Here is an 18,713-nt window from a genome sequence, read left to right as displayed (position 1 = left end):
CGGCGGCCCTGTCAACGCGGGCGCGGCGTCATCCTTTGCGGAGGTAGACGATCGTGCCGGCGAGGTCGGTGTCGTCGATCATGGTGAAGCGGCTGACGCTGCCCGCCTGGCGCGCGGCGCCGTGGGGCGCGTAGTCGGGGTCGGCGGCGAAGGCCGCGACGGCCTCGGGCGAAGGGAACTGCAGCAGCGCGATCAGGGTCGTCTCCGGCGGGTCGCCCTCGAGCACCTGCACATTGCCGCTGCGCGCGAGGTAGCGGCCGCCGTGCCGGTGGACGATGTCGTGGACATTCGCCGCATAGGCCGGCACCCAGGCGCCGTCGGTTACCTGGATGTCGGCGATCACGAAGACGGTCATGGTCGGTGCTCCTGGCTGATCCCTGCGGCACCATCGGACACCGGCAAGGGCGGGACCCTCCAGTGCAGGGACTGTACCGGCCGATCCATATTCTGGACTGGCCCCGGGCGCCCCGCCTGGCGCAGGCTGGCCCTCACGAGGACGGGAGGAGCAGCGGATGGGCACGCCCGGCTACAAGCAGTTCTGCCCGGTCGCCATGGCGGCCGAGATCCTGTGCACCCGCTGGACCCTGGTGCTGATGCGCGAGTTCGTCGCCGGATCCACGCGCTTCAACGACCTCCGTCGCGGCGTGCCCAAGATGTCGCCCACCCTGCTGTCCCAGCGGCTGAAGGAACTCGAGCGCGCGGGCATCATCGAGCGCCGCGAATCCCGCACCGAGCGCGGCGTCCATGAATATCGCCTGACCGAGGCCGGCCAGGATTGCCGCCAGGTCGTCGAGGCCCTCGGCCTGTGGGGCCAGCGATGGGTCGAGGCGCGGCTGTCGCTCGAGAACCTCGATCCCGCCCTGCTGATGTGGGACATGCGCCGGAACCTCAATCCGGCGCCCCTGCCGAAGCGGCGGGTGGTGATCGAGTTCCTCTACGGCGGCCTTCCGGCCTCGAAGCGCCTGTGGTGGCTGGTGGTCGAGCCCGATGGCGATGTGGATCTCTGCTGGTCCCATCCCGGATTCGAGATCGACCTGCATGTGCGGACCGACCTTCGGACCATGACCGCGATCTGGATGGGCGTGACGACCATCGAGAAGGAGCGCGACCGGATCGCGCTCGACGGCGACCGCGACATGGCCCGCGACATGCAGGCCTGGCTCGGCCTCAGCCCCTTCGCGGCGGAACCGAAGCGGGCGCTGGCCTAGGCATCTCCGCCCGGCACCGCCAAGGGCACGCCGAGCGTCCGCACCATCCAGGCCAGGCGATGCTTCTGCGCGGCGCGGGCATGGGCGCGCGCGGCGGCCTCGGCGGCGTCGCCGTCGCGCGCGACGATCGCCTCGATGATGGCGCGGTGCTCGGCATGCGCGGCCTCGGCGCGGCCGCCGCGCGTCAGCAGCGTCGGCAGCAGCGCCATGGTGGCCGCGAGTTGCTCGAGGCTGCGCAGCAGGTAGCGGTTGTGCGCGGCGAGGTAGAGCAGCCCGTGCAGCCGCTGATTCACCTCGGCCAGCGCGCGGGCATCGCCATAGGCCGCGGGTTCCTGCGCGACGATCTCGGCCATGGCGGCGATCTCGGTCTCGCTCGCATGCTGGGCCGCGAGGCGCGCGGCGGCACCCTCCAGCACCTCCCGCATCACGTACAGTTCCACGACCTGCTGGTGGTCGGGGCGCGTCACGGTCAGGCCACGACGCGATTCGTGCGTCAGCAGCCCCTCGGCCTCCAGCCGCGCGATCGCCTGGCGGACCGGCGTGCGGGAGACGCCGAAGCGCGCGGCGAGGTCGGTTTCCGTCAGCCGTTCGCCCGGCGCGAGGCTGCCCTCGCGGATCGCCGCGCGGATGCGCGCATAGGCGCTTTCGCCGAGGTCGCGGGAAGGGGCGGTGGCGTCCATGGCGCGCAGCCTAGCACCCTCTGGACAGCTTTGGATACAACTGTATACATGACAGCGAACACGAGGAGCAGGACGCGCCATGGCGGACCTGACGCAGACCTTCGACGTGCTGATCGCGGGCGGCGGCAACGCCGCGCTCTGCGCCGCCATCACCGCGCGCCGCGCCGGCGCGACCGTGGTGCTGGCCGAGCATGCGCCCAAGTCGATGCGCGGCGGCAATTCGCGCCACACCCGCAACGTGCGCGCGCTGCACCACGGCCCCACGGGCGTGCTGACGGACTCCTACCTCGAGGAAGAATACTGGGACGACCTGCGCCGCGTCACGGCGGGCAAGACCGACGAACCGCTCGCGCGCATGTGCATCCGCGCCAGTGAGCAGGCGCCGAAATTCCTCGAATCCTGCGGCGTGGTCTTCCAGCCCTCGCTGTCCGGCACGCTGTCCCTGTCGCGGACCAACGCCTTCTTCCTGGGCGGCGGCAAGGCGCTGGTGAATGCGCTCTACCGCACGGCGGAAGCGCTCGGCATCGTCATCCTCTACGACACCGAGGTGCAGCACATCGCGGTGAAGGACGGCTTCGCCACCGAGGCGATCGTCTCCCACCGCGGCTTCCCCGCGCGAATCAGGTTCAAGGCCTTCGTCGCCTCGGCCGGCGGCTTCCAAGCTAACCGCGAATGGCTGCGGAAGTACTGGGGCGATGCGGCGGACAACTTCCAGATCCGCGGCACGCCCTATGCGCAGGGGCGGATCCTGAAGGACCTGCTCGCGCAAGGCGTGCAGGAGGTCGGCGACCCCACGCAGTTCCACGCCGTCGCCAACGACGCGCGCGCGCCGATGGAGGATGGCGGCCTCGCCATGCGCCTCGACTGCGTGCCCTTCTCCATCGTGGTGAACCGCGACGTCGAGCGCTTCTACGACGAGGGCGAGGATGTCTGGCCGAAGCGCTACGCCATCTGGGGCCGGCTGATCGCGCAGCAGCCCGGCCAGGTCGCCTTCGCGATCAACGATTCCAAGGCGCAGATGAACTACCTGCCGCCGGTCTTCGCGCCCCACAAGGCGGACAGCATCGCCGAGCTCGCCGGCATGATCGGCCTGGACGCGGCGAAGCTCGAGAAGGTGGTCGCCGACTACAACGCCGCGGTGCAGCCCGGCACCTTCAAGGCGCAGTCGCTCGACGACTGCCGCACCGAGGGCCTGACGCCGCCGAAGTCCCACTGGGCCCGGCGCATCGACACCCCGCCCTATTACTGCCACCCGCTGCGTCCCGGCATCACCTTCACCTTCCTCAGCGTGAAGGTGAACGAACAGGCCCGCGTGATGATGGCCGACGGCAAGCCGTCAGCGAACATGTTCGCCTCGGGCGAGATCATGTCCGGCAACATCCTCGGCCAGGGCTATCTCGCCGGCTTCGGCATGGCGATCGGCACCGTCTTCGGCCGCATCGCGGGCGAGCAGGCCGCGAAGTTGGTAAGGAATTGAGGTGATGGCCCAGGAATCAGAGACCGTCGCCGAAGCCCGGCGGCAGATGGAGATCTGCAACGCCTGCCGCTATTGCGAAGGCTATTGCGCGGTCTTCCCCGCCATGACGATGCGCCGGTCCTTCACCGAAGGGGACCTGACGCACCTCGCCAATCTCTGCCATGGCTGCAAGGGCTGCTACCACGCCTGCCAGTATGCGCCGCCGCACGCCTTCGGCATCAACATCCCGGCGACCTTCGCGGAGCTGCGCCAGGAATCCTACGCGAAGAACGCCTGGCCGGCGCCGATGGGGCGGCTGTTCGAGCGCAGCGGCACCGTCGTCTCGCTGCTCGCGGCCCTCGGCGTCGCGCTGGCGCTGATCCTGGTGGTGGCGCTGCAGGATCCGGCGGTGCTGTGGTCGGCGCAGGGCGGCGTCGGCGCCTTCTTCCGCGTCATCCCGCACTGGCTGATGATCACGCTCGGCGTCGTCACCTTCGGCTACGCGATCCTCGCCATGGCAATGGGCGCCCGGAACTACTGCCGCTCCACCGGCAGCCCGCAGGGCGGCTTCGACCCGGGCCCGGCGACGGAAGCGGCGGTCGACATCGTCACCATGCGCAATCTCGGCGGCGGCGGGCACGGCTGCAACGACCTCGACGAGGGATTCTCGACGCGCCGGCGCTGGCTGCACCAGGCGCTGTTCGGCGGCTTCATGCTCTGCTTCGCCGCGACCTGCACCGGCACGCTGTATCACTACGTCTTCGGCTGGAAGTCGCCGCACGCCTTCCTCTCCCTGCCGGTGCAGCTCGGCTTCTGGGGCGGCGTGCTGATGATGATCGGCGCGGCGGGCCTCGCGCATGTGAAGGTCATCACCGATCCCGGGCCGGTGGCGAAGAAGCTGGCGGGGGGCGAGTTCGCCATCCTCGCGCTGCTCTTCCTGATCGCGGCGACCGGGCTGCTGCTGCTGGCGGTGCGGCATACCGGAGCGATGGGGGCGATGCTCGCCATCCATCTCGGCCTGGTCTTCGCCTTCTTCCTGGTGATGCCCTATTCGAAGATGGTCCACGGCCTCTATCGCGGCATCGCCCTGCTGCGGCATGCGCGGGAGAAGCGCACCGCCCCGGCCCCCGCCGCCTGAACCATTTCAGCGCCGGGGCAGCCCGGCTGCGTCAAGGTCTGCCTGCCACCCCCGAGAGGAAGGCAGACCGAGATGCGCAAGACCCTCGCCGCTGTCGCCGCCCTGACCGCGCTGACCCTCGCGCCGCTGCCGCTCTCCGCGCAGGGCGTGAAGGGCGGGGACCGCCAGATCGCGACCCGCGACGGCACCTGCACCGACCAGCAGCGCGTCACGATCCGCCGGGCCTTCGCCGATGCCCGCCAGATGACCAACGCCTCCATCGCCGCCCTGGCCCTGGATGCCGAGGCGACCCGGCCGCACCTCGCCCGCTTCTTCGGCTCCAACCCGGCCGGCGCCGTCGCCAAGAACTTCCGCGCCATCTCGGCGGGCCTCGATGAGCGCGAACCGCGCCTCGCCTATGAATGCAACCGGGCGGAATCCTGCCGCGGCAACACCTTCGCCTATGTCCGCTGGGGCGGCGGGGCGCGCGAGACGATGGGCTTCTGCCAGGCCTTCTTCCGCGCCGACCGCAGCGGCCAGGACAGCCAGGGCGGCATCGTCGTGCATGAGATGAGCCACCTCGCCCTCGGCACCCGCGACCACGCCTACCAGCCGCGCGGCGCCGAGGCGCTGGCCAAGGACGACCCGCGCGCCGCCCAGATGAACGCCGACAGCTACGAATACTTCGCCGAGTTCCTGCCGCGCTGATAATGCCCCCCAGCAGGCAGTGAACCCCCGCCGGGATGCCGGGCAATCGTGCCTTGGCCCCGGCGGGTCTTTTTATCCGCGACGCCCGGACGGTCCGGCCTCGACATACTCGCCCGACGCGACGATCCGGCGCTCATTGGCCCGGATGCGGCGCTGTGCCGCCGGGCCCAGCCGCGCGACGGCCAGCGCGACGAGCAGATTGGCGAGGGCGACCGCCCCGAGGGCCGATTCCGGGAAGGCGCGGGACGCGGTGGGCGCGGCGAACAGCAGGCGGCCCGCGAACTGACCGATCGGCGCGGTCCGCGAATCCGTCACCGCGATGACGCGAAGCCGCTCCGCCGCGGCCCGCTGCGCGAGGCCGAAGGTCAGCCGGCTGTAGGGCGCGAAGGTCACGGCCACCAGCACGTCGCCGCGCACGGCATCCTCGAGCGCGGCCTCGGGCGCGCCGGCGACGTCGTCCAGCAACTGCACGTCCGCCCGCGCCTTCCGCAGCGCATAGGCCAGCACGAAGGCCGCCGGCCAGGCGGTGCGCCGGGCGAGGACGAAGACGCGCCGCGCACCGGCGAGCAACTCCGCCGCTTCCTCGAGCGCCCCGGCATCGAGCCCGGCGGCGGCGCTCTCCAGGATGGCGTGCTCGGCGGCGAAGAACTCGCCGGCGAAGGCGGACGCGTCGCTGCCCCGTGCCATGGCCTCGGCGATGCCGCGGGCGGCTTCGGTGTTGCGCGTCGCCGCCGCGCCGAACAGGCGTCCCTGGCGCACGCCGTCCACGTAGCGCCGCCGCAGCGCGGCATAGCCGGGCAGGCCGAGCCGCTGGGCGAGCCGCACCAGCGTCACCGGCGGCACCCCGGCCCGCCGCGCGAGCTCGCGCATCGAGAACACCGCCACGTCCTGCGGCTGGGCCAGGATGTGCCTGGCCGCGCCGGCCATCTGCGTCCCGAGCTCGGGCAGGAGGGCGGTCAGCGCGGCGGCCGTGTCGTCGGTATCCATGGGCGGATCATCGCAGGGGCGGGCGATTGAAACAAATGATCCAATTGCGTCGGTCATGGATCATATGGTTCCATCGCTGACGCAACAGCCGTCCGAGGCCGCCCGATGAACGAATCCTCGCCCGTCCGCGCGAACGAAGCCGGGCTCGAACCGCCCATCTCGCGCTCCGCGGCCGCCTTCCTGCGGGAACAGGCGGTGGTTCCCGGCGGGTCCATGCGCCACGCGTCCTGGTTCCCGCCGCATCCGCCCTATGCCGCGCGGGGCGAGGGCTGCTGGATCGTCGACATCGACGGCCGCCGCATCCTCGACTGCGCCAACAACTTCTTCTCCCTGGTGCACGGCCACGCCTTCCCCCCGATCGTCGAGGCGCTGACGGCGGCGATCAGCCGTGGCACCGCCTTCGGCCTGCCGACGGAAGGCGAGATCGCACTCGCCGAGGCGCTGGCCGCGCGCAACCCGAACCTGGCGCAGACGCGCTTCTGCAATTCGGGCACCGAGGCGCTGCTCGCCGCCGTGAAGGGCGCGCGCGGCGCCAGCGGCCGCCATCGCGTCGCGAAGTTCGAGGGCTGCTACCACGGCTCCTACGACCACATGGAAGTCAGCCTCGAGAGTACGCCGGAGAACTGGGACGACGCCGAGGGCAATCCCGCCTGTGTCCCCTATGCCAAGGGCACGCCGCCCGCGGTGCTCGCCGACACGGTGGTGCTGCCCTATGCCGATGCGGATCGCTGCGCGGCGATCCTGCGCAAGCACGGGCCGACGCTCGCGGCGATCGTGCTCGACCCGCATGCGTCCAAGGCGGGCATGGTCGCGATGCCGGCCGAGGTCGTCGCCGTCGTGCAGGAAGCCTGCGCGAGGGACGGCATCCTGCTCATCGTCGACGAGGTGGTGAATTTCCGCCTCGGCTTCGGGGGCATCTCGCCGGCCTTCGGGCTGCGGCCCGACTTCGTGACCCTAGGCAAGATCATCGGCGGCGGGCTGCCGGTCGGCGCGGTCTCGGGCCCGGCCTCGGCCATGGCGGTCTTCGACCACGCGAAGGGCAAGCCGAAGGTCGCGCTCGGCGGCACCTTCAGCGCCAATCCGCTCACCATGGCGGCGGGGCTCGCCTCGCTCACGCATTACGATGCCGCCGCCGTGGCGCGGCTCAACGCGCTCGGCGACGCGCTGCGCACCAGGGTCAATGCGGGCTTCGCCGCGGCCGGCGCGGCGGCGCGGCTCGGCGGGATGGGATCGCTGTTCCGGCTGCATCTCGGCGCGCGGAAAGTCGTGGACTACCGCAGCGCGCGGCCCCTGCCGGCCGAGGCCGCGGCGCTGCCGCGCATCCATGCCGCGATGCTCGCGGCGGGCGTGCTGCTGACGCCGAACTGCTCCGGCGCGCTGTCCACCCCGATGACCGAGGCGGAGATCGCGCTGATCGCCGACCGGCTCGTGCAATCCACCCTGGCGACGGAGGTCTGACCATGCTGCGTTTCCTGATGGGCGCCGCGGCGCTGCTCGTCGCGGCCTCGGCCGCGCAGGCCGGGCCGGTGCTCGACCGCGTGCGGCAGAGCAACACGGTGCGCTGCGGCGTCGGCGGCTCGCTGGCCGGCTTCTCGCTGCCGGATTCCCGCGGGGAATGGCACGGCCTCGATGTCGACTACTGTCGCGCCGTGGCGACCGCCGTCCTCGGCGATCCTGCGCGTGTCACCTTCGTGCCGGTGACGCTGCAGACCCGCTTCACGGCGCTGTCCTCCGGCGAGATCGACATCCTCTCGCGCGACACGGTCATGACCTATTCCCGCGACGTGAACCTCGGCATCACCTTCGTCGGCGTCAGCTTCTACACGGGCACGGGGGTCATGGTGCGCCGTGCTTCGGGCGTCGCGCGGATGGACCAGCTCGACGGTGCGACGATCTGCGCGAGCCAGGGCGGATCGAATCTGCCCGAGGTCGCCGACTTCCTCCGCGCCCGCAACAAGCCCTTCACGCCGCTGACCTTCGACCGCTTCGCCGTCGTGCTGGAGGCCTTCCTGGCCGGGCGTTGCGACGCGGTCACCGCGGGCGCCGCGGATCTCGCCGGCGCGGTCTCGGTGCAGGTGACGAACCCGCGCGACTACATGGTGCTGCCGGAGGTACTGAGCCGCGATCCCTACGGCCCGGCCGTCGCGCGCGGCGATGCGGAATGGTTCTCCATCGCCCGCTGGACGCTGTTCGCGCTGATCGAGGCCGAGGAACGCGGCGTGACTCGCGCCAATGCGCGCGAGATGGCGCGCACCGCCACCGACCCCGCGCTGAAGCGGCTGCTCGGCACCGAGGACGATCTCGGCGGCATGCTCGGCCTGCCGCGCGACTGGGTCGTGAAGGTGATCGAGGCGGTGGGCAATTACGGCGAGGTCTACGACCGCAATTTCGGTCCGGACACGCCGATCAACCTGCCGCGCGGGCAGAACAATGTCGTCTCCCGTGGCGGGCTGCATTACGGCATGCCCTTCCGCTGACGGACGGGCGTGGGCCCCCTCGACAGCGGGGGCCTGCGCTGCTTCCCTGCGCGCCGTACGAACCACCAGGAGGAACCGCCCCCGCCATGAGCATCAACGGCGCAGCCTATATCGTCGGGGCCTTCGAGCACCCGACGCGCAAGGCCGAGGGCCAGTCGGTCGCACAGCTGCATGCGGAGGTCGCCTTCGGCGCGCTCCAGGATGCGGGCCTGTCGAAGGACGACGTGGACGGCTTCTTCTGCACCGGCGCCGCGCCGGGCCTCGGGCCGCTCAACCAGGCCGACTACATGGGCCTGACGAAGCTCCGCCACGTGGACAGCACCGACATGGGCGGCTGCTCCTACGTCATGCATGTCGGCCACGCCGCGCAGGCGATCAAGGAAGGCCGCTGCAACATCGCCCTGATCACCCTCGCCGGCCGCCCGCGCGCCGAGGGCATGGCGACCGGCACCGTGCCGCGTTCCTGGGCGCCGAACATCCCGGACGATCCCTTCGAGATCCCGATGGCGCGCACCGTCGTGACCTCCTACGCCAATGTCGCGTCGCGCCACATGTACGAATACGGCACGACCTCGGAGCAGCTCGCCTGGATCAAGGTCGCGGCCTCCCAGCATGCGCAGCACAACCCGCACGCCATGCTGCCCAAGGTCGTGACGGTCGAGGACGTGGTGAATTCGCCCATGGTGGCGGACCCGCTGCACCGGCTCGACTGCTGCGTGATCTCGGATGGCGGCGGCGCGCTGATCGTCGCACGGCCGGAGATCGCGAAGTCGCTCAAGCGCCCGCTGGTGAAGGTGCTCGGCTGTGCCGAGGCCACCAAGAACCAGGCCGGCGGCCAGCTCGACCTGACCTATTCGGCGGCGCGCCAGTCGGGTGCGGCGGCCTTCGCCGAAGCCAAGGTGAAGCCGACCGACATCCAGTACGCTTCGATCTACGACAGCTTCACCATCACGGTGCTGATGCAGATCGAGGATCTGGGCTTTGCCGAGAAGGGCAAGGGCGGCGCCTTCGTCGCCGACGGCAACCTCATCAGCGGCGTCGGCAAGCTGCCCTTCAACACCGATGGCGGCGGGCTCTGCAACAACCACCCGGCGAACCGCGGCGGCATGACCAAGGTCATCGAGGCGGTGCGCCAGCTGCGCGGCGAGGCGCATGCGAAGGTCCAGGTGCCGGGCTGCAAGCTGGCGCTGGCCAACGGCATCGGCGGGCTGCTCGGCCATCGGCACGGCTCCGCCACGCTCATCATGGAACGGGAGTGATCACCATGGCGACCCAAGCCGCCAACCGCGCCATCCCCGCCCCCAAGGAAGACCCGACCACCAAGCCGTTCTGGGACGCCGCCCGCGCGGGCAAGTTCCTGATCGGCAAGTGCAAGGACACCGGCAAGCACTTCTGGTATCCGCGCGGCTGCTCGCCCTTCACGCTGTCCAACAACGTGGAGCTGGTCGAGGCGAAGGGGACCGGGACCATCTATTCCTTCACGGTGATGCGCTCGAAGGAGCCGCATGCCCCAGCCTATGTCGAGCTCGACGAAGGCCCGCGCATGTTCACCAACATCGTCGACTGCGACCTCGATACGCTGAAGATCGGGATGAAGGTGAAGGTCGTGTTGAAGGCGACCGAGGACGGCGGCGCGCCCGTGCCGATGTTCACGCCCGTCTGAGTGTCGGCGGGGGGAGAAGGGAACTTCTCCCCCCGCACCCCCCTCAACCTTCTTTGGCACCAATAGCCAGAGAAGGGAGGGGGCTCGGGGGAGGTTCCCCTCCCCCGACCTGCCTTCGGCACGCCGATTGCTAACCCGCCCCCCGGTCCAGACAGGGGGCTTCACCGATGACCTTCACCCGACGCGCCTTGATGGGTGCGGCTGCCACCGGCGTGGCCGGCCTGCCGTCTCCGCAGGCCATCGCTCAGCAGGAACGAGTCCTGCGCTACGGCATCTCCATGGCCGACATCCCGCAGACCACCGGTCAGCCGGATCGCGGGGCGGGCGCCTACCAGTTCACCGGCTACACGCTCTACGACCCTCTCGTCGCCTGGGAGATGGACGTCGCCGACCGCCCCGGGAAGCTCGTTCCGGGCCTCGCGACCTCCTGGGAGGCCGACCCGGCCGATCGCCGCAAATGGGTTTTCCGCCTGCGCCAGGGCGTGAAGTTCCACGACGGCAGCGATTTCGACGCCGATGCGGTGATCTGGAACTTCGAGAAGGTGCTCAACGCCCAGGCACCGCATTTCGATCAGCGCCAGGCCGCCCAGGTCCGGCCGCGCCTGCCGTCCGTCGCGTCCTACCGGAAGATCGATGCGATGACGGTCGAGGTGACCACTCGCGCGGTGGACAGCTTCTTTCCCTACCAGATGCTGTGGTTCCTGATCTCCTCCCCGGCGCAGTACGCGAGGCTCGGCAATTCCTGGGACCGCTTCGCCTCGGAACCCTCGGGCACCGGCCCCTTCCGCCTCGCCCGGCTCACGCCGCGGCAGAGCGCGGAACTCGTGAAGAACACCGGCTACTGGGACCCGAAGCGCGTGCCGAAGGTCGACCGGCTGATCCTGGTGGTCGCGCCGGAGGCCACGACGCGATCGAACGCGCTCATCTCGGGCCAGGTCGACGTCATCGAGACGCCGGCGGCTGACATCGTACCGCGCCTGCGCCAATCCGGTGCGCGGATCGTCGAGAACGTGACGCCGCATGTGTGGAACTACCACCTCAGCCTGCTCGAGGGCTCGCCCTGGCGCGACATCCGGCTGCGCAAGGCGGCGAACCTCGCCATCAACCGCGACGAGGTGGTGGCCCTGCTGAACGGGCTTGCGAAGCCCGCCGTGGGCGTCGTGGACCCGTCCTCACCCTGGTTCGGCCAGCCCGAATTCCGCATCCGCACCGACATGGACGAGGCGCGGAAACTGGTGCGCGAGGCCGGCTTCAGCCCGCAGAACCCGCTGCGCACGCGCTTCCTCGTCCCCTCGGGCGGCTCGGGGCAGATGCTGTCCATGCCGATGAACGAGTACATCCAGTCCGCCTGGCGCGAGGTCGGCATCCAGGTCGAATTCCAGGTTGTGGAGCTCGAAGTCTCCTACACCTGCTGGCGCCAGGGCGCGGCGGGCGAGATCGCGCGTGGCGGCAACATCACCGCGAACAACGTCGCCTATGTGACGTCGGATCCGCTCTACGCCTTCATCCGCTTCTTCCATTCCAACCAGATCGCGCCGACCGGCGTGAACTGGTCCCACTACCGGGATGCGGAGATGGACCGGCTGATCGACGCCGCGACGCAATCCTTCGACACGGCCGAGCAGGACGCGCTGATGCGCAAGGTGCATGAGAAAGCGGTGAACGAGGCGCTGCTCGTCTTCGTCGTCCACGACACCAATGCCCGCGCCCTGGGCCGCAACGTGCGGGGCTACACCCAGGCGCAGCACTGGTTCCAGGACCTGACCACCCTGTCCTGACCCTGTGGCCCGGGCCCCACGCTTCGGGGCCCGGCCATCCCCCGGCCATGGAAAGGCTCCACTTCCGCCCCGAGTCGCGCTAGACTGAATCCAGGGGAATCAGGGGGTTCGGGGTCATGCTTCGCATGATCGCGATGCTGGTCGTGGCGCTGTCGCTCGCGGCCTGCGGAAGTTCGCGCACCACGGGGCCGCACAGCGGTGTGCCCGGCTATGCCGGGGGGGACACGTCCTGCGTGCCCTACGCGCGGGCGCGGTCGGGCATCGACCTGCAGGGGGATGCCTGGCAGTGGTGGGATGCCGCCGCAAGTTCGGGCCGCTACGACCGTTCGCGCTCGCCCAGGGTCGGCGCCGTGCTCGTCTTCATGCGTACGTCCCGCAACCGTACCGGGCACCTTTCGGTGGTCACGCGGGTGGTCTCCTCGCGGGAGATCCGCGTCGACCACGCGAACTGGGCCTCGGGACGGAACCGGGGACGCATCGCGCGCGACCAGCCGATCGTCGACGTCTCGCCGAACAACGACTGGTCGCTGGTGCGCGTCTGGTACCCGCCGTCGAATGCGCTCGGCCAGACCAACTTCCCGACCTACGGCTTCATCCACGGCGGCCGGCTGGTCGCCGACGCGCGATAGGGATCAGCGCGCCTCGGCCATCTGCGTCGCGAGGCCCGCCCGCTGGCGCAGCGCGTCGAGGCGCCGGAGGTCGTCCTCCTGTTCCTGCCGCATGACCATCAGGTTCGGATCGCAGCTTCCCTCGGTCACGGTCCGGCAGCGGTCCTCGGCCAGCGCGATGGCGGTGGCGCGCACGGCCAGGATCCGGTCGCGGCGCTCGGCGAACCAGCGTTCCCGTTCGGCGTCGGAGGCGAAGGCCTCGGGCGGCAGGGCGACGGTGACCTCGCCGGGGTAGCGCATGGTCAGCGCACCGGCGAGGCTGATGACCGTCGCCGTGGCCCCGATGATGCCGTTCGGTGCCATGCGGAACACCGCGGGGTCGTCGCGCGGGCGCAGCACGTCGACCGTCTCCACATGGCCGTCCGCCTGGCAGCGGACCTCGAGGACGGCATGGGAGCGGGTGAGTTCCACCGTGCCGGGGGTGGCGGGCACCTCGGCCACCACGCGGTCTCCGCGGAGCACCCGGCAGGCGGCGCCGGCGGGTTCGGAGGCGATCGTCACCTTGCCGTCCCAGGCGGGTTCCGGGTGGGCGGCGCGCAGGGCGGCGTTCATGGCTGCCGTCGCGCAGCCAGGAAGGGTCGCGGCGAGGCCGAGAAGGCAGGCGGCGCGCATCCATGCAGTCATGGGTTGCATTTCCAGGCCAGGAGCCCGTCCAGATTGAAGTTTCAAGTAACACTCAATCATTAATCGAGGGTCCTTGTCATCTGCCTCGGCCGCTTGCCGAGCGATCCTCGCCATGCTGGAACCCCGCGGTATTCCGCCTTTCGGGAGCACCGCCATGAGCCTCACCCGTCGCGCCCTGGGCGCCGCGCTGCCTGCCCTTTCGCTGCTGCCGGCCACCGCGCGGGCCCAGGCAACCTGGCCCGACCGGCCGGTGCGCATCATCGTGGCCTTCCCCGGCGGTTCGACCCCGGACCTCGCGGCCCGTGCCATCGCGCCGCACCTGCAGCAGGTGCTGGGCCAACCCGTGGTGGTCGACAACCGTGGCGGCGGCGGCGGGCATATCGGCACCGAGGCCATCGCGCGGGCGACCGACGGCCATACCTTCGGCGTCACCATCGGCGGACCCGGCAGCACGGCGAAGGTCCTGAACCCCGCGCTGGGCTACGACCCGGCGACGGACCTCATGCCGGTCTCGTTGCTGGCGCGGCTGCCCTTCGTGCTGGTGGTGCATCCGTCGGTGCCGGCGACGACGGCGGCGGAATTCATCGCCTATGCCAAGGCGAATCCGGGGGTGGTCTCCTACGCCTCGACCGGGCCGGGGACGCTGTCGCACCTCGCGATGGAGGACCTCGCCGCCTCCCAGGGCTTCCAGGCGGTGCATGTGCCCTATCGCGCGGTCGGCCAGGCGGTGCTGGACCTGATCGCCGGGCGCATCCAGGCCTTCTTCGCCGCGACCAGCGGCACGCTGTTCGAGCAGATCCGCGAGGGCAAGGTCCGCGCCCTGGCGGTGACGAGCGGGGAACGCGTGGCGGCGCTGCCGGAGGTCCCGACCATGCGCCAGGCCGGGGTGAACGCGGACCCTGCCGTGGCCTGGATCGGCCTGTTCGCGCCGACCGGCACGCCGGCGGACCGCATTGCCCGTGTCTCGGCCGAAACCGCCCGCGCCCTGCAGATTCCGGAGCAGCGCCGCGCGCTGGAAGGGGCGGGCTTCACCGTGGTCGGCAGCGATCCGGACACCTTCCGCGCCTTCCAGGCCGCCGAGATCGAGCGCTGGGGCGGGCTGATCCGCCGGCTTGGCCTGCGGCCGGAAAACTGAGAGCCGGTTGGGCACCGGCGCTCGCCGCCACCCGGGCCGCACCGACAGGGCTCCGACTGGGTGGGTGCCCGAATTCCCGGCCGCGCGATTGCGCGAGATCATGGGGTCGGCCCCCCCGGATGAGGTAGAAGAGGGCTTCGCCACGCCACGGAGCCCCCCCCCTATGGCCGCCGACCTGTCGCCGTTTCCCTGGCTCGCCTATGGCATCGACGCCTGGCAGCGCTCGGTCATCTTCCTCGACGTGCTGCGGGAACGCGGCAACGCGTTTCTCGCCGCCGAGCACGACCCGATGCGCAACGTCCTCACCTTCGGCTTCGAGGTGGTGAAGGACGGGCGCGACCTGCCAAGGCCGGTGAATTATTGGATGGCGCGCGTCACGCCCCCCGCGGGCGCGCCGCCGACCGACCCGCTGAACCGCCCCTTCATCGTCATCGACCCGCGTGCCGGCCACGGCCCGGGCATCGGCGGCTTCAAGGCGGACAGCGAGATCGGCGTCGCCATCGCCGCCGGCCATCCCTGCTACTTCGTCGGCTTCCGGCCCGAGCCCGAGCCCGGCCAGACCATCGAGGACGTGGTCCGCGCCATCGTCGCCTTCACCGAGGACGTCGGCCACCGTCACGCCCACGCCGACGGCAAGCCGGTCGCGATCGGCAATTGCCAGGCCGGCTGGGCGTTGCTGATGGCCGCCGCCCTCCGCCCCGAAGCCTTCGGCCCGCTGATGGTCGCGGGATCCCCGATCTCCTACTGGGCGGGCGTGCAGGGCAAGGCGCCCATGCGCTACCTCGGCGGCCTGCTCGGCGGGTCCTGGCTCACCGCCATGACCGGCGACCTCGGGGGCGGCAAGTTCGACGGCGCCTGGCTGGTGTCGAACTTCGAGAGCGGCAATCCCGCCAACACCTACTGGACCAAGCAGTACGAAGTTTGGGCCGACGTCGACAAGGCAGCCGACCGCTACCTCGGATTCGAGAAGTGGTGGGGCGGGCATGTCCGCCTCAACGCCGAGGAGATGCAGTTCATCGTCGACCAGCTCTTCGTCGGCAATCGCCTCGCGACCGGGGAACTGACCTTCTCCGACGGTACGCGCATCGACCTGAAGGCGATCCAGTCGCCCATCGTGGTGTTCTGCTCGGAAGGGGACGACATCACGCCGCCGGCCCAGGCGCTGTCCTGGGTCAGCGACCTCTACGGCGACCTCGACGCGCTGCGCACGCATGGGCAGACGATCGTCTATTCCGTGCATGGCAGCATCGGGCACCTCGGCATCTTCGTTTCGGGCGGCGTGGCGCGGAAGGAACACGCCGAATTCGCCTCCAACATGGACATGATCGACGTGCTGCCGCCCGGCCTCTACGAGGCGGTGCTGCAGCCCGCGAAGGGCATCCCGAACGCCGATCTGGTGCCGGGCGACTGGGTCGTCTCCTTCGACGCCCGTGACTTCGAGGATCTGGCGCAGCATGGCGGCACCAGCCCCGAGGACGAGCAGCGCTTCGCCGCGGTGCGCCGGGTGTCCGAACGCAACCTCGCGCTCTACCGCCAGTTCCTGCAGCCGGCGGTGCGCGCCATGGCGACGCCCCCCGTGACCTGGGCGCTCGAGCAGCTCCACCCCTCGCGGCTGTCCTACACGCTCTTCTCCGATCGCAACCCCGCCATGGCCTGGATCCGCGGGGCGGCCGAGATCGCCCGCGCCTCCCGCCAGCCGGTGGCGGACGACAATCCGGGCCGCGTGGCTGAACGCCAGGTGTCCGAGGCCGTCACCCGCATGCTCGAAGCCTATGGCGCCCAGCGCGATGCGCTGAGCGAGCGCATCTTCCGCGAGGTCTATGCCGCCCCCGCGGTGCAGGCCGCGACGGGGCTTGCCGCCGCGACGGTGCCGCCGCGTCCCCGCCCGACCGAGAGCCCGGAGCACCATCGCTTCGTCGCCATGGCGGTGGAGCGCCTGCGCGCTGCGATGACCGAGGGCGGCATCCATGAGGCGCTGGTCCGCGCGGTGCTGTGGGTCCGCCTGCCGACCCGCGCGGCCGACGAGCGGTCCTTCGCCGTGATCCGCCGCATCCGTGCCGCGGTGGGGCGCGAGTCATTGCCGCTCGCCACCTTCAAGGAGGTGGTGCGGCTGCAGTACTTCATGCTGCTGATCGACGAGGAGCGCGCCATCGAGACGCTGCCCGGGCTGCTGCCGGACGATCCGGCGCTGCGGGCCAAGGCCCTGGCCGCGATCCGCGCCGTCGCCGAGGCGGCGGGCGACATGCCGCCCGAGGAGGCGCGGCGGATGGCCGAGGTGGAGAGGATCTTCGCCGGCGAGCCGCCGCCGGCGGACAGCGGGACCAAGGTCCGGCGGTTGCGCGCGCCGCGCGCGGCGTAGGTTTTGGCCTCAGGCGCCGGCGCGCGCATCCGCGCGCTTGGCTTGCGCGCCTTGGACCGACGCGCCGGGCGCGGCTGCCGGTCTGGGCGCGGTCGTGCTCCGCGCTCCCGGCCCGAGGCGGGTGCCTCGGGCCGAAGAGTCGTGCGGTGCCGCTTACCCGGCGGCGATGGGCGTGTCCTTGCGCGTCTTCCACATCGACCAGGCGATGCCACCCGCGATCGTCGCGAGCGTCACGCCGAGCGAAATGGCCGGATCCACCTTCCCCACGATCTGGTTCCAGAAGATCTTCGCGCCGATGAACACCAGCACCAGCGCCAGCGCGTACTTCAGGTAGTGGAAGCGGTGCACCATGGCCGCGAGCGCGAAGTACAGCGCGCGGAGGCCCAGGATCGCCATGATGTTCGCCGTGTAGACGATGAAGGTGTCGGTCGTGATGGCGAAGATGGCCGGCACGCTGTCCACCGCGAAGATCAGGTCGGCGATGTTGATCACCACCAGCGCCAGGAACAGCGGCGTCGCGACGCGCACCAGCTTCCCGGTCTTCGCGTCCGTCTCCTTCACGAAGAACTTCTGGCCATGCAGGGTGTCGGACACGCGCATGTGCTTGCGCATGAACTTCACCACGGGGTTCTGCGCGATGTCCGTGTCGCCCTCCGGCACCACCAGCATCTTGATGCCGGTCGCGATCAGGAAGGCGCCGAAGATGTAGAGGACCCACGAATACTGCTGCACCAGCGCCGCGCCGGCCCCGATCATCAGGCCGCGGAGCACGATCACGCCGATGATGCCCCAGACCAGGGCCCGGTATTGGTAGGCCCGCGGAATCGCGAAGTAGGTGAAGATCAGGCTGATGACGAAGACGTTGTCGATCGACAGCGCCTTTTCGATGAAGAAGCCCGTGAAATAGGCGACGCCCGCATGCACCCCGTCGCTCGTCGTGAGCTCCCCGGCCTCATAGGCCCACCAGATGCCCGCGCCGTAAAGGATCGCGAAGCCGATGTAGAAGGCCGAGAGCCACAGGCTCTGGGCGATCCCCATCTCCTTGTCCTTGCGGTTCAGCACGCCGAGGTCGAAGGCGAGCAGCACCAGCACGACCGCCAGGAAGCCCTTCCACATCCAGAGGGGCTTGCCGAGCCATTCCGCAGAAAAGAATTCCATCCCCAAAACATCTCCTCTCTGGCGCGATCCGACATCGGCCAAAGAGGGCCCGGATCGCGCGATTTCCACGCGATCCGACATCGCGAACGCCTCATTCCACGCGGAAGGGCGGCCGCCAGAGGGGCCCGGATCAGGCGCGCAGATGGTTTCGGGAGGTTCCGGCGTCAAGACCCGTTGCGGCGGGGCGCCGGATGGCCCATGTGGATTTGCACGGGCGCGTCCGGGACACTAGGTTGCGGCCCGTTCAGACAGAGACGGCCGCCCGTCAGGCGCGGCCATAACGGGATTGAGGCGCCGCTATGGGTTCGTTCAGCATCTGGCACTGGATGGTCGTGCTTCTGGTCGTTCTGCTGCTGTTCGGCAGCGGCAAGATCAGCGGCCTGATGGGCGACCTCGCCAAGGGCATCAAGTCCTTCAAGCAGAACATCAAGGAAGACGAGAAGGACGCCTCCATGGAGGCGCAGGCCCCGCAGGCGCCGGCCGGGAACATTCCCGGCCCCCAGCAGGGCCAGGCTTCCGCCACCCAGGCCCAGCCGCAGGCCGGCAACCGCCCGGCCGCCTGACGCCGCCTTCCACTGTCGGCAGGGGCCCCGCCGCGCCGGGCGGGCGGGGGGGGCTCGCCCTTCCCTGGGGCCTGCGCCCGTGGCCCTCCAGGGGGGCCCCGCCCCGGTCGCCCCCGCCCGGGGGCCGGTGGG

18 protein-coding genes are annotated in these 18,713 nt (G+C 70.5%); 13 read left to right on the top strand and 5 right to left on the bottom strand.

The genetic code is table 11. The annotated features are described in order from the left end of the window. Positions 1-28 precede the first annotated feature (28 nt). Positions 29-355, bottom strand: a complete 327-nt coding sequence (locus GWK16_RS18075; protein WP_170055385.1) for a DUF1330 domain-containing protein — start codon at positions 353-355, stop codon at positions 29-31. 157 nt (positions 356-512) lie between these two features. Between GWK16_RS18075 and GWK16_RS18070 the strand changes: the two genes are divergently transcribed. Then, positions 513-1,208: a winged helix-turn-helix transcriptional regulator gene (locus GWK16_RS18070; RefSeq protein ID WP_170055384.1), complete on the top strand. Its 696-nt coding sequence runs from the start codon at positions 513-515 to the stop codon at positions 1,206-1,208. Here the strand turns inward: GWK16_RS18070 and GWK16_RS18065 are convergent. After that, entirely contained in the window at positions 1,205-1,888 is a 684-nt protein-coding gene (locus GWK16_RS18065; protein ID WP_170055383.1) for a GntR family transcriptional regulator, read from the bottom strand. The genes GWK16_RS18070 and GWK16_RS18065 overlap by 4 nt on opposite strands. Before the next feature lie 79 nt (positions 1,889-1,967). On the opposite strand from GWK16_RS18065, the gene tcuA reads away from it, so the two are divergent. The 3 genes from tcuA to GWK16_RS18050 all read left to right on the top strand — a co-directional run bounded on the left by tcuA (position 1,968) and on the right by GWK16_RS18050 (position 5,169). After that, positions 1,968-3,365 carry an FAD-dependent tricarballylate dehydrogenase TcuA gene (gene tcuA / locus GWK16_RS18060; protein WP_211187531.1) on the top strand — a complete coding sequence of 466 codons (1,398 nt, stop codon included), beginning with the start codon at positions 1,968-1,970 and terminating at the stop codon, positions 3,363-3,365. Positions 3,366-3,369: 4 nt separating this feature from the next. Continuing rightward, a complete protein-coding gene (gene tcuB / locus GWK16_RS18055) occupies positions 3,370-4,482 on the top strand; it encodes a tricarballylate utilization 4Fe-4S protein TcuB (protein ID WP_170055382.1) in 1,113 nt (370 codons plus the stop codon). A gap of 72 nt (positions 4,483-4,554) precedes the next feature. Then, entirely contained in the window at positions 4,555-5,169 is a 615-nt protein-coding gene (locus tag GWK16_RS18050) for a M35 family metallopeptidase (protein WP_170055381.1), read from the top strand. Positions 5,170-5,241: 72 nt separating this feature from the next. Here the strand turns inward: GWK16_RS18050 and GWK16_RS18045 are convergent, their stop codons facing one another. Next, on the bottom strand, positions 5,242-6,156 hold the full coding sequence (locus GWK16_RS18045; protein ID WP_170055380.1) for a MurR/RpiR family transcriptional regulator: 915 nt from the start codon (positions 6,154-6,156) through the stop codon (positions 5,242-5,244). Between the two features lie 105 nt (positions 6,157-6,261). Between GWK16_RS18045 and GWK16_RS18040 the strand changes: the two genes are divergently transcribed. The 6 genes from GWK16_RS18040 to GWK16_RS18015 all read left to right on the top strand — a co-directional run bounded on the left by GWK16_RS18040 (position 6,262) and on the right by GWK16_RS18015 (position 12,703). Next, positions 6,262-7,614: an aspartate aminotransferase family protein gene (locus GWK16_RS18040; RefSeq protein ID WP_170055379.1), complete on the top strand. Its 1,353-nt coding sequence runs from the start codon at positions 6,262-6,264 to the stop codon at positions 7,612-7,614. A 2-nt stretch (positions 7,615-7,616) separates the two neighbouring features. Beyond that, positions 7,617-8,633, top strand: a complete 1,017-nt coding sequence (locus tag GWK16_RS18035; protein ID WP_170055378.1) for an amino acid ABC transporter substrate-binding protein — start codon at positions 7,617-7,619, stop codon at positions 8,631-8,633. Between the two features lie 86 nt (positions 8,634-8,719). Then, positions 8,720-9,892 carry a thiolase domain-containing protein gene (locus tag GWK16_RS18030; RefSeq protein WP_168043788.1) on the top strand — a complete coding sequence of 391 codons (1,173 nt, stop codon included), beginning with the start codon at positions 8,720-8,722 and terminating at the stop codon, positions 9,890-9,892. A gap of 5 nt (positions 9,893-9,897) precedes the next feature. Next, entirely contained in the window at positions 9,898-10,296 is a 399-nt protein-coding gene (locus GWK16_RS18025) for a Zn-ribbon domain-containing OB-fold protein (protein WP_168043787.1), read from the top strand. Between the two features lie 167 nt (positions 10,297-10,463). Further along, entirely contained in the window at positions 10,464-12,074 is a 1,611-nt protein-coding gene (locus tag GWK16_RS18020) for an ABC transporter substrate-binding protein (RefSeq protein WP_170055377.1), read from the top strand. Positions 12,075-12,190: 116 nt separating this feature from the next. After that, a complete protein-coding gene (locus GWK16_RS18015; protein ID WP_170055376.1) occupies positions 12,191-12,703 on the top strand; it encodes a CHAP domain-containing protein in 513 nt (170 codons plus the stop codon). Between the two features lie 3 nt (positions 12,704-12,706). Here the strand turns inward: GWK16_RS18015 and GWK16_RS18010 are convergent, their stop codons facing one another. Beyond that, positions 12,707-13,366, bottom strand: coding sequence for a hypothetical protein (locus GWK16_RS18010; RefSeq protein WP_170055375.1), 660 nt, complete (start codon positions 13,364-13,366; stop codon positions 12,707-12,709). 154 nt (positions 13,367-13,520) lie between these two features. Between GWK16_RS18010 and GWK16_RS18005 the strand changes: the two genes are divergently transcribed. Both GWK16_RS18005 and GWK16_RS18000 read left to right on the top strand, forming a co-directional pair. Continuing rightward, positions 13,521-14,501: a Bug family tripartite tricarboxylate transporter substrate binding protein gene (locus tag GWK16_RS18005; protein ID WP_170055374.1), complete on the top strand. Its 981-nt coding sequence runs from the start codon at positions 13,521-13,523 to the stop codon at positions 14,499-14,501. Positions 14,502-14,664: 163 nt separating this feature from the next. Next, positions 14,665-16,860 carry a DUF3141 domain-containing protein gene (locus tag GWK16_RS18000; RefSeq protein WP_170055373.1) on the top strand — a complete coding sequence of 732 codons (2,196 nt, stop codon included), beginning with the start codon at positions 14,665-14,667 and terminating at the stop codon, positions 16,858-16,860. A gap of 153 nt (positions 16,861-17,013) precedes the next feature. Here the strand turns inward: GWK16_RS18000 and GWK16_RS17995 are convergent, their stop codons facing one another. After that, entirely contained in the window at positions 17,014-18,018 is a 1,005-nt protein-coding gene (locus GWK16_RS17995) for a TerC family protein (RefSeq protein ID WP_170055372.1), read from the bottom strand. 299 nt (positions 18,019-18,317) lie between these two features. Here GWK16_RS17995 and GWK16_RS17990 point away from each other — a divergent pair, with 299 nt between their 5' ends. Continuing rightward, positions 18,318-18,581 carry a twin-arginine translocase TatA/TatE family subunit gene (locus tag GWK16_RS17990; protein ID WP_168043891.1) on the top strand — a complete coding sequence of 88 codons (264 nt, stop codon included), beginning with the start codon at positions 18,318-18,320 and terminating at the stop codon, positions 18,579-18,581. The last annotated feature ends 132 nt before the right edge of the window (positions 18,582-18,713 follow it).

It is taken from the genome of Neoroseomonas marina, assembly GCF_012927745.1.
Lineage (GTDB): Bacteria > Pseudomonadota > Alphaproteobacteria > Acetobacterales > Acetobacteraceae > Neoroseomonas > Neoroseomonas marina.
The sequence above is the reverse complement of the archived record's forward strand: the minus strand, read 5'-3'. Positions and strand labels throughout refer to the sequence as shown.

Excerpts from the sequence above, each read along its gene's own strand:
- GWK16_RS18000 (WP_170055373.1), top strand. The coding sequence starts at position 14,665 with ATGGCCGCCGACCTGTCGCCGTTTCCCTGGCTCGCCTATGGCATCGAC.
- GWK16_RS18020 (WP_170055377.1), top strand. The coding sequence starts at position 10,464 with ATGACCTTCACCCGACGCGCCTTGATGGGTGCGGCTGCCACCGGCGTG.
- GWK16_RS18040 (WP_170055379.1), top strand. The coding sequence starts at position 6,262 with ATGAACGAATCCTCGCCCGTCCGCGCGAACGAAGCCGGGCTCGAACCG.
- tcuB (WP_170055382.1), top strand. The coding sequence starts at position 3,370 with ATGGCCCAGGAATCAGAGACCGTCGCCGAAGCCCGGCGGCAGATGGAG.
- GWK16_RS17995 (WP_170055372.1), bottom strand. The coding sequence starts at position 18,018 with ATGGAATTCTTTTCTGCGGAATGGCTCGGCAAGCCCCTCTGGATGTGG.
- GWK16_RS18075 (WP_170055385.1), bottom strand. The coding sequence starts at position 355 with ATGACCGTCTTCGTGATCGCCGACATCCAGGTAACCGACGGCGCCTGG.
- GWK16_RS18025 (WP_168043787.1), top strand. The coding sequence starts at position 9,898 with ATGGCGACCCAAGCCGCCAACCGCGCCATCCCCGCCCCCAAGGAAGAC.
- GWK16_RS18015 (WP_170055376.1), top strand. The coding sequence starts at position 12,191 with ATGCTTCGCATGATCGCGATGCTGGTCGTGGCGCTGTCGCTCGCGGCC.
- GWK16_RS18005 (WP_170055374.1), top strand. The coding sequence starts at position 13,521 with ATGAGCCTCACCCGTCGCGCCCTGGGCGCCGCGCTGCCTGCCCTTTCG.
- GWK16_RS18050 (WP_170055381.1), top strand. The coding sequence starts at position 4,555 with ATGCGCAAGACCCTCGCCGCTGTCGCCGCCCTGACCGCGCTGACCCTC.
- GWK16_RS18010 (WP_170055375.1), bottom strand. The coding sequence starts at position 13,366 with ATGACTGCATGGATGCGCGCCGCCTGCCTTCTCGGCCTCGCCGCGACC.
- GWK16_RS18030 (WP_168043788.1), top strand. The coding sequence starts at position 8,720 with ATGAGCATCAACGGCGCAGCCTATATCGTCGGGGCCTTCGAGCACCCG.
- GWK16_RS18045 (WP_170055380.1), bottom strand. The coding sequence starts at position 6,156 with ATGGATACCGACGACACGGCCGCCGCGCTGACCGCCCTCCTGCCCGAG.
- GWK16_RS18065 (WP_170055383.1), bottom strand. The coding sequence starts at position 1,888 with ATGGACGCCACCGCCCCTTCCCGCGACCTCGGCGAAAGCGCCTATGCG.
- tcuA (WP_211187531.1), top strand. The coding sequence starts at position 1,968 with ATGGCGGACCTGACGCAGACCTTCGACGTGCTGATCGCGGGCGGCGGC.
- GWK16_RS18070 (WP_170055384.1), top strand. The coding sequence starts at position 513 with ATGGGCACGCCCGGCTACAAGCAGTTCTGCCCGGTCGCCATGGCGGCC.
- GWK16_RS17990 (WP_168043891.1), top strand. The coding sequence starts at position 18,318 with ATGGGTTCGTTCAGCATCTGGCACTGGATGGTCGTGCTTCTGGTCGTT.
- GWK16_RS18035 (WP_170055378.1), top strand. The coding sequence starts at position 7,617 with ATGCTGCGTTTCCTGATGGGCGCCGCGGCGCTGCTCGTCGCGGCCTCG.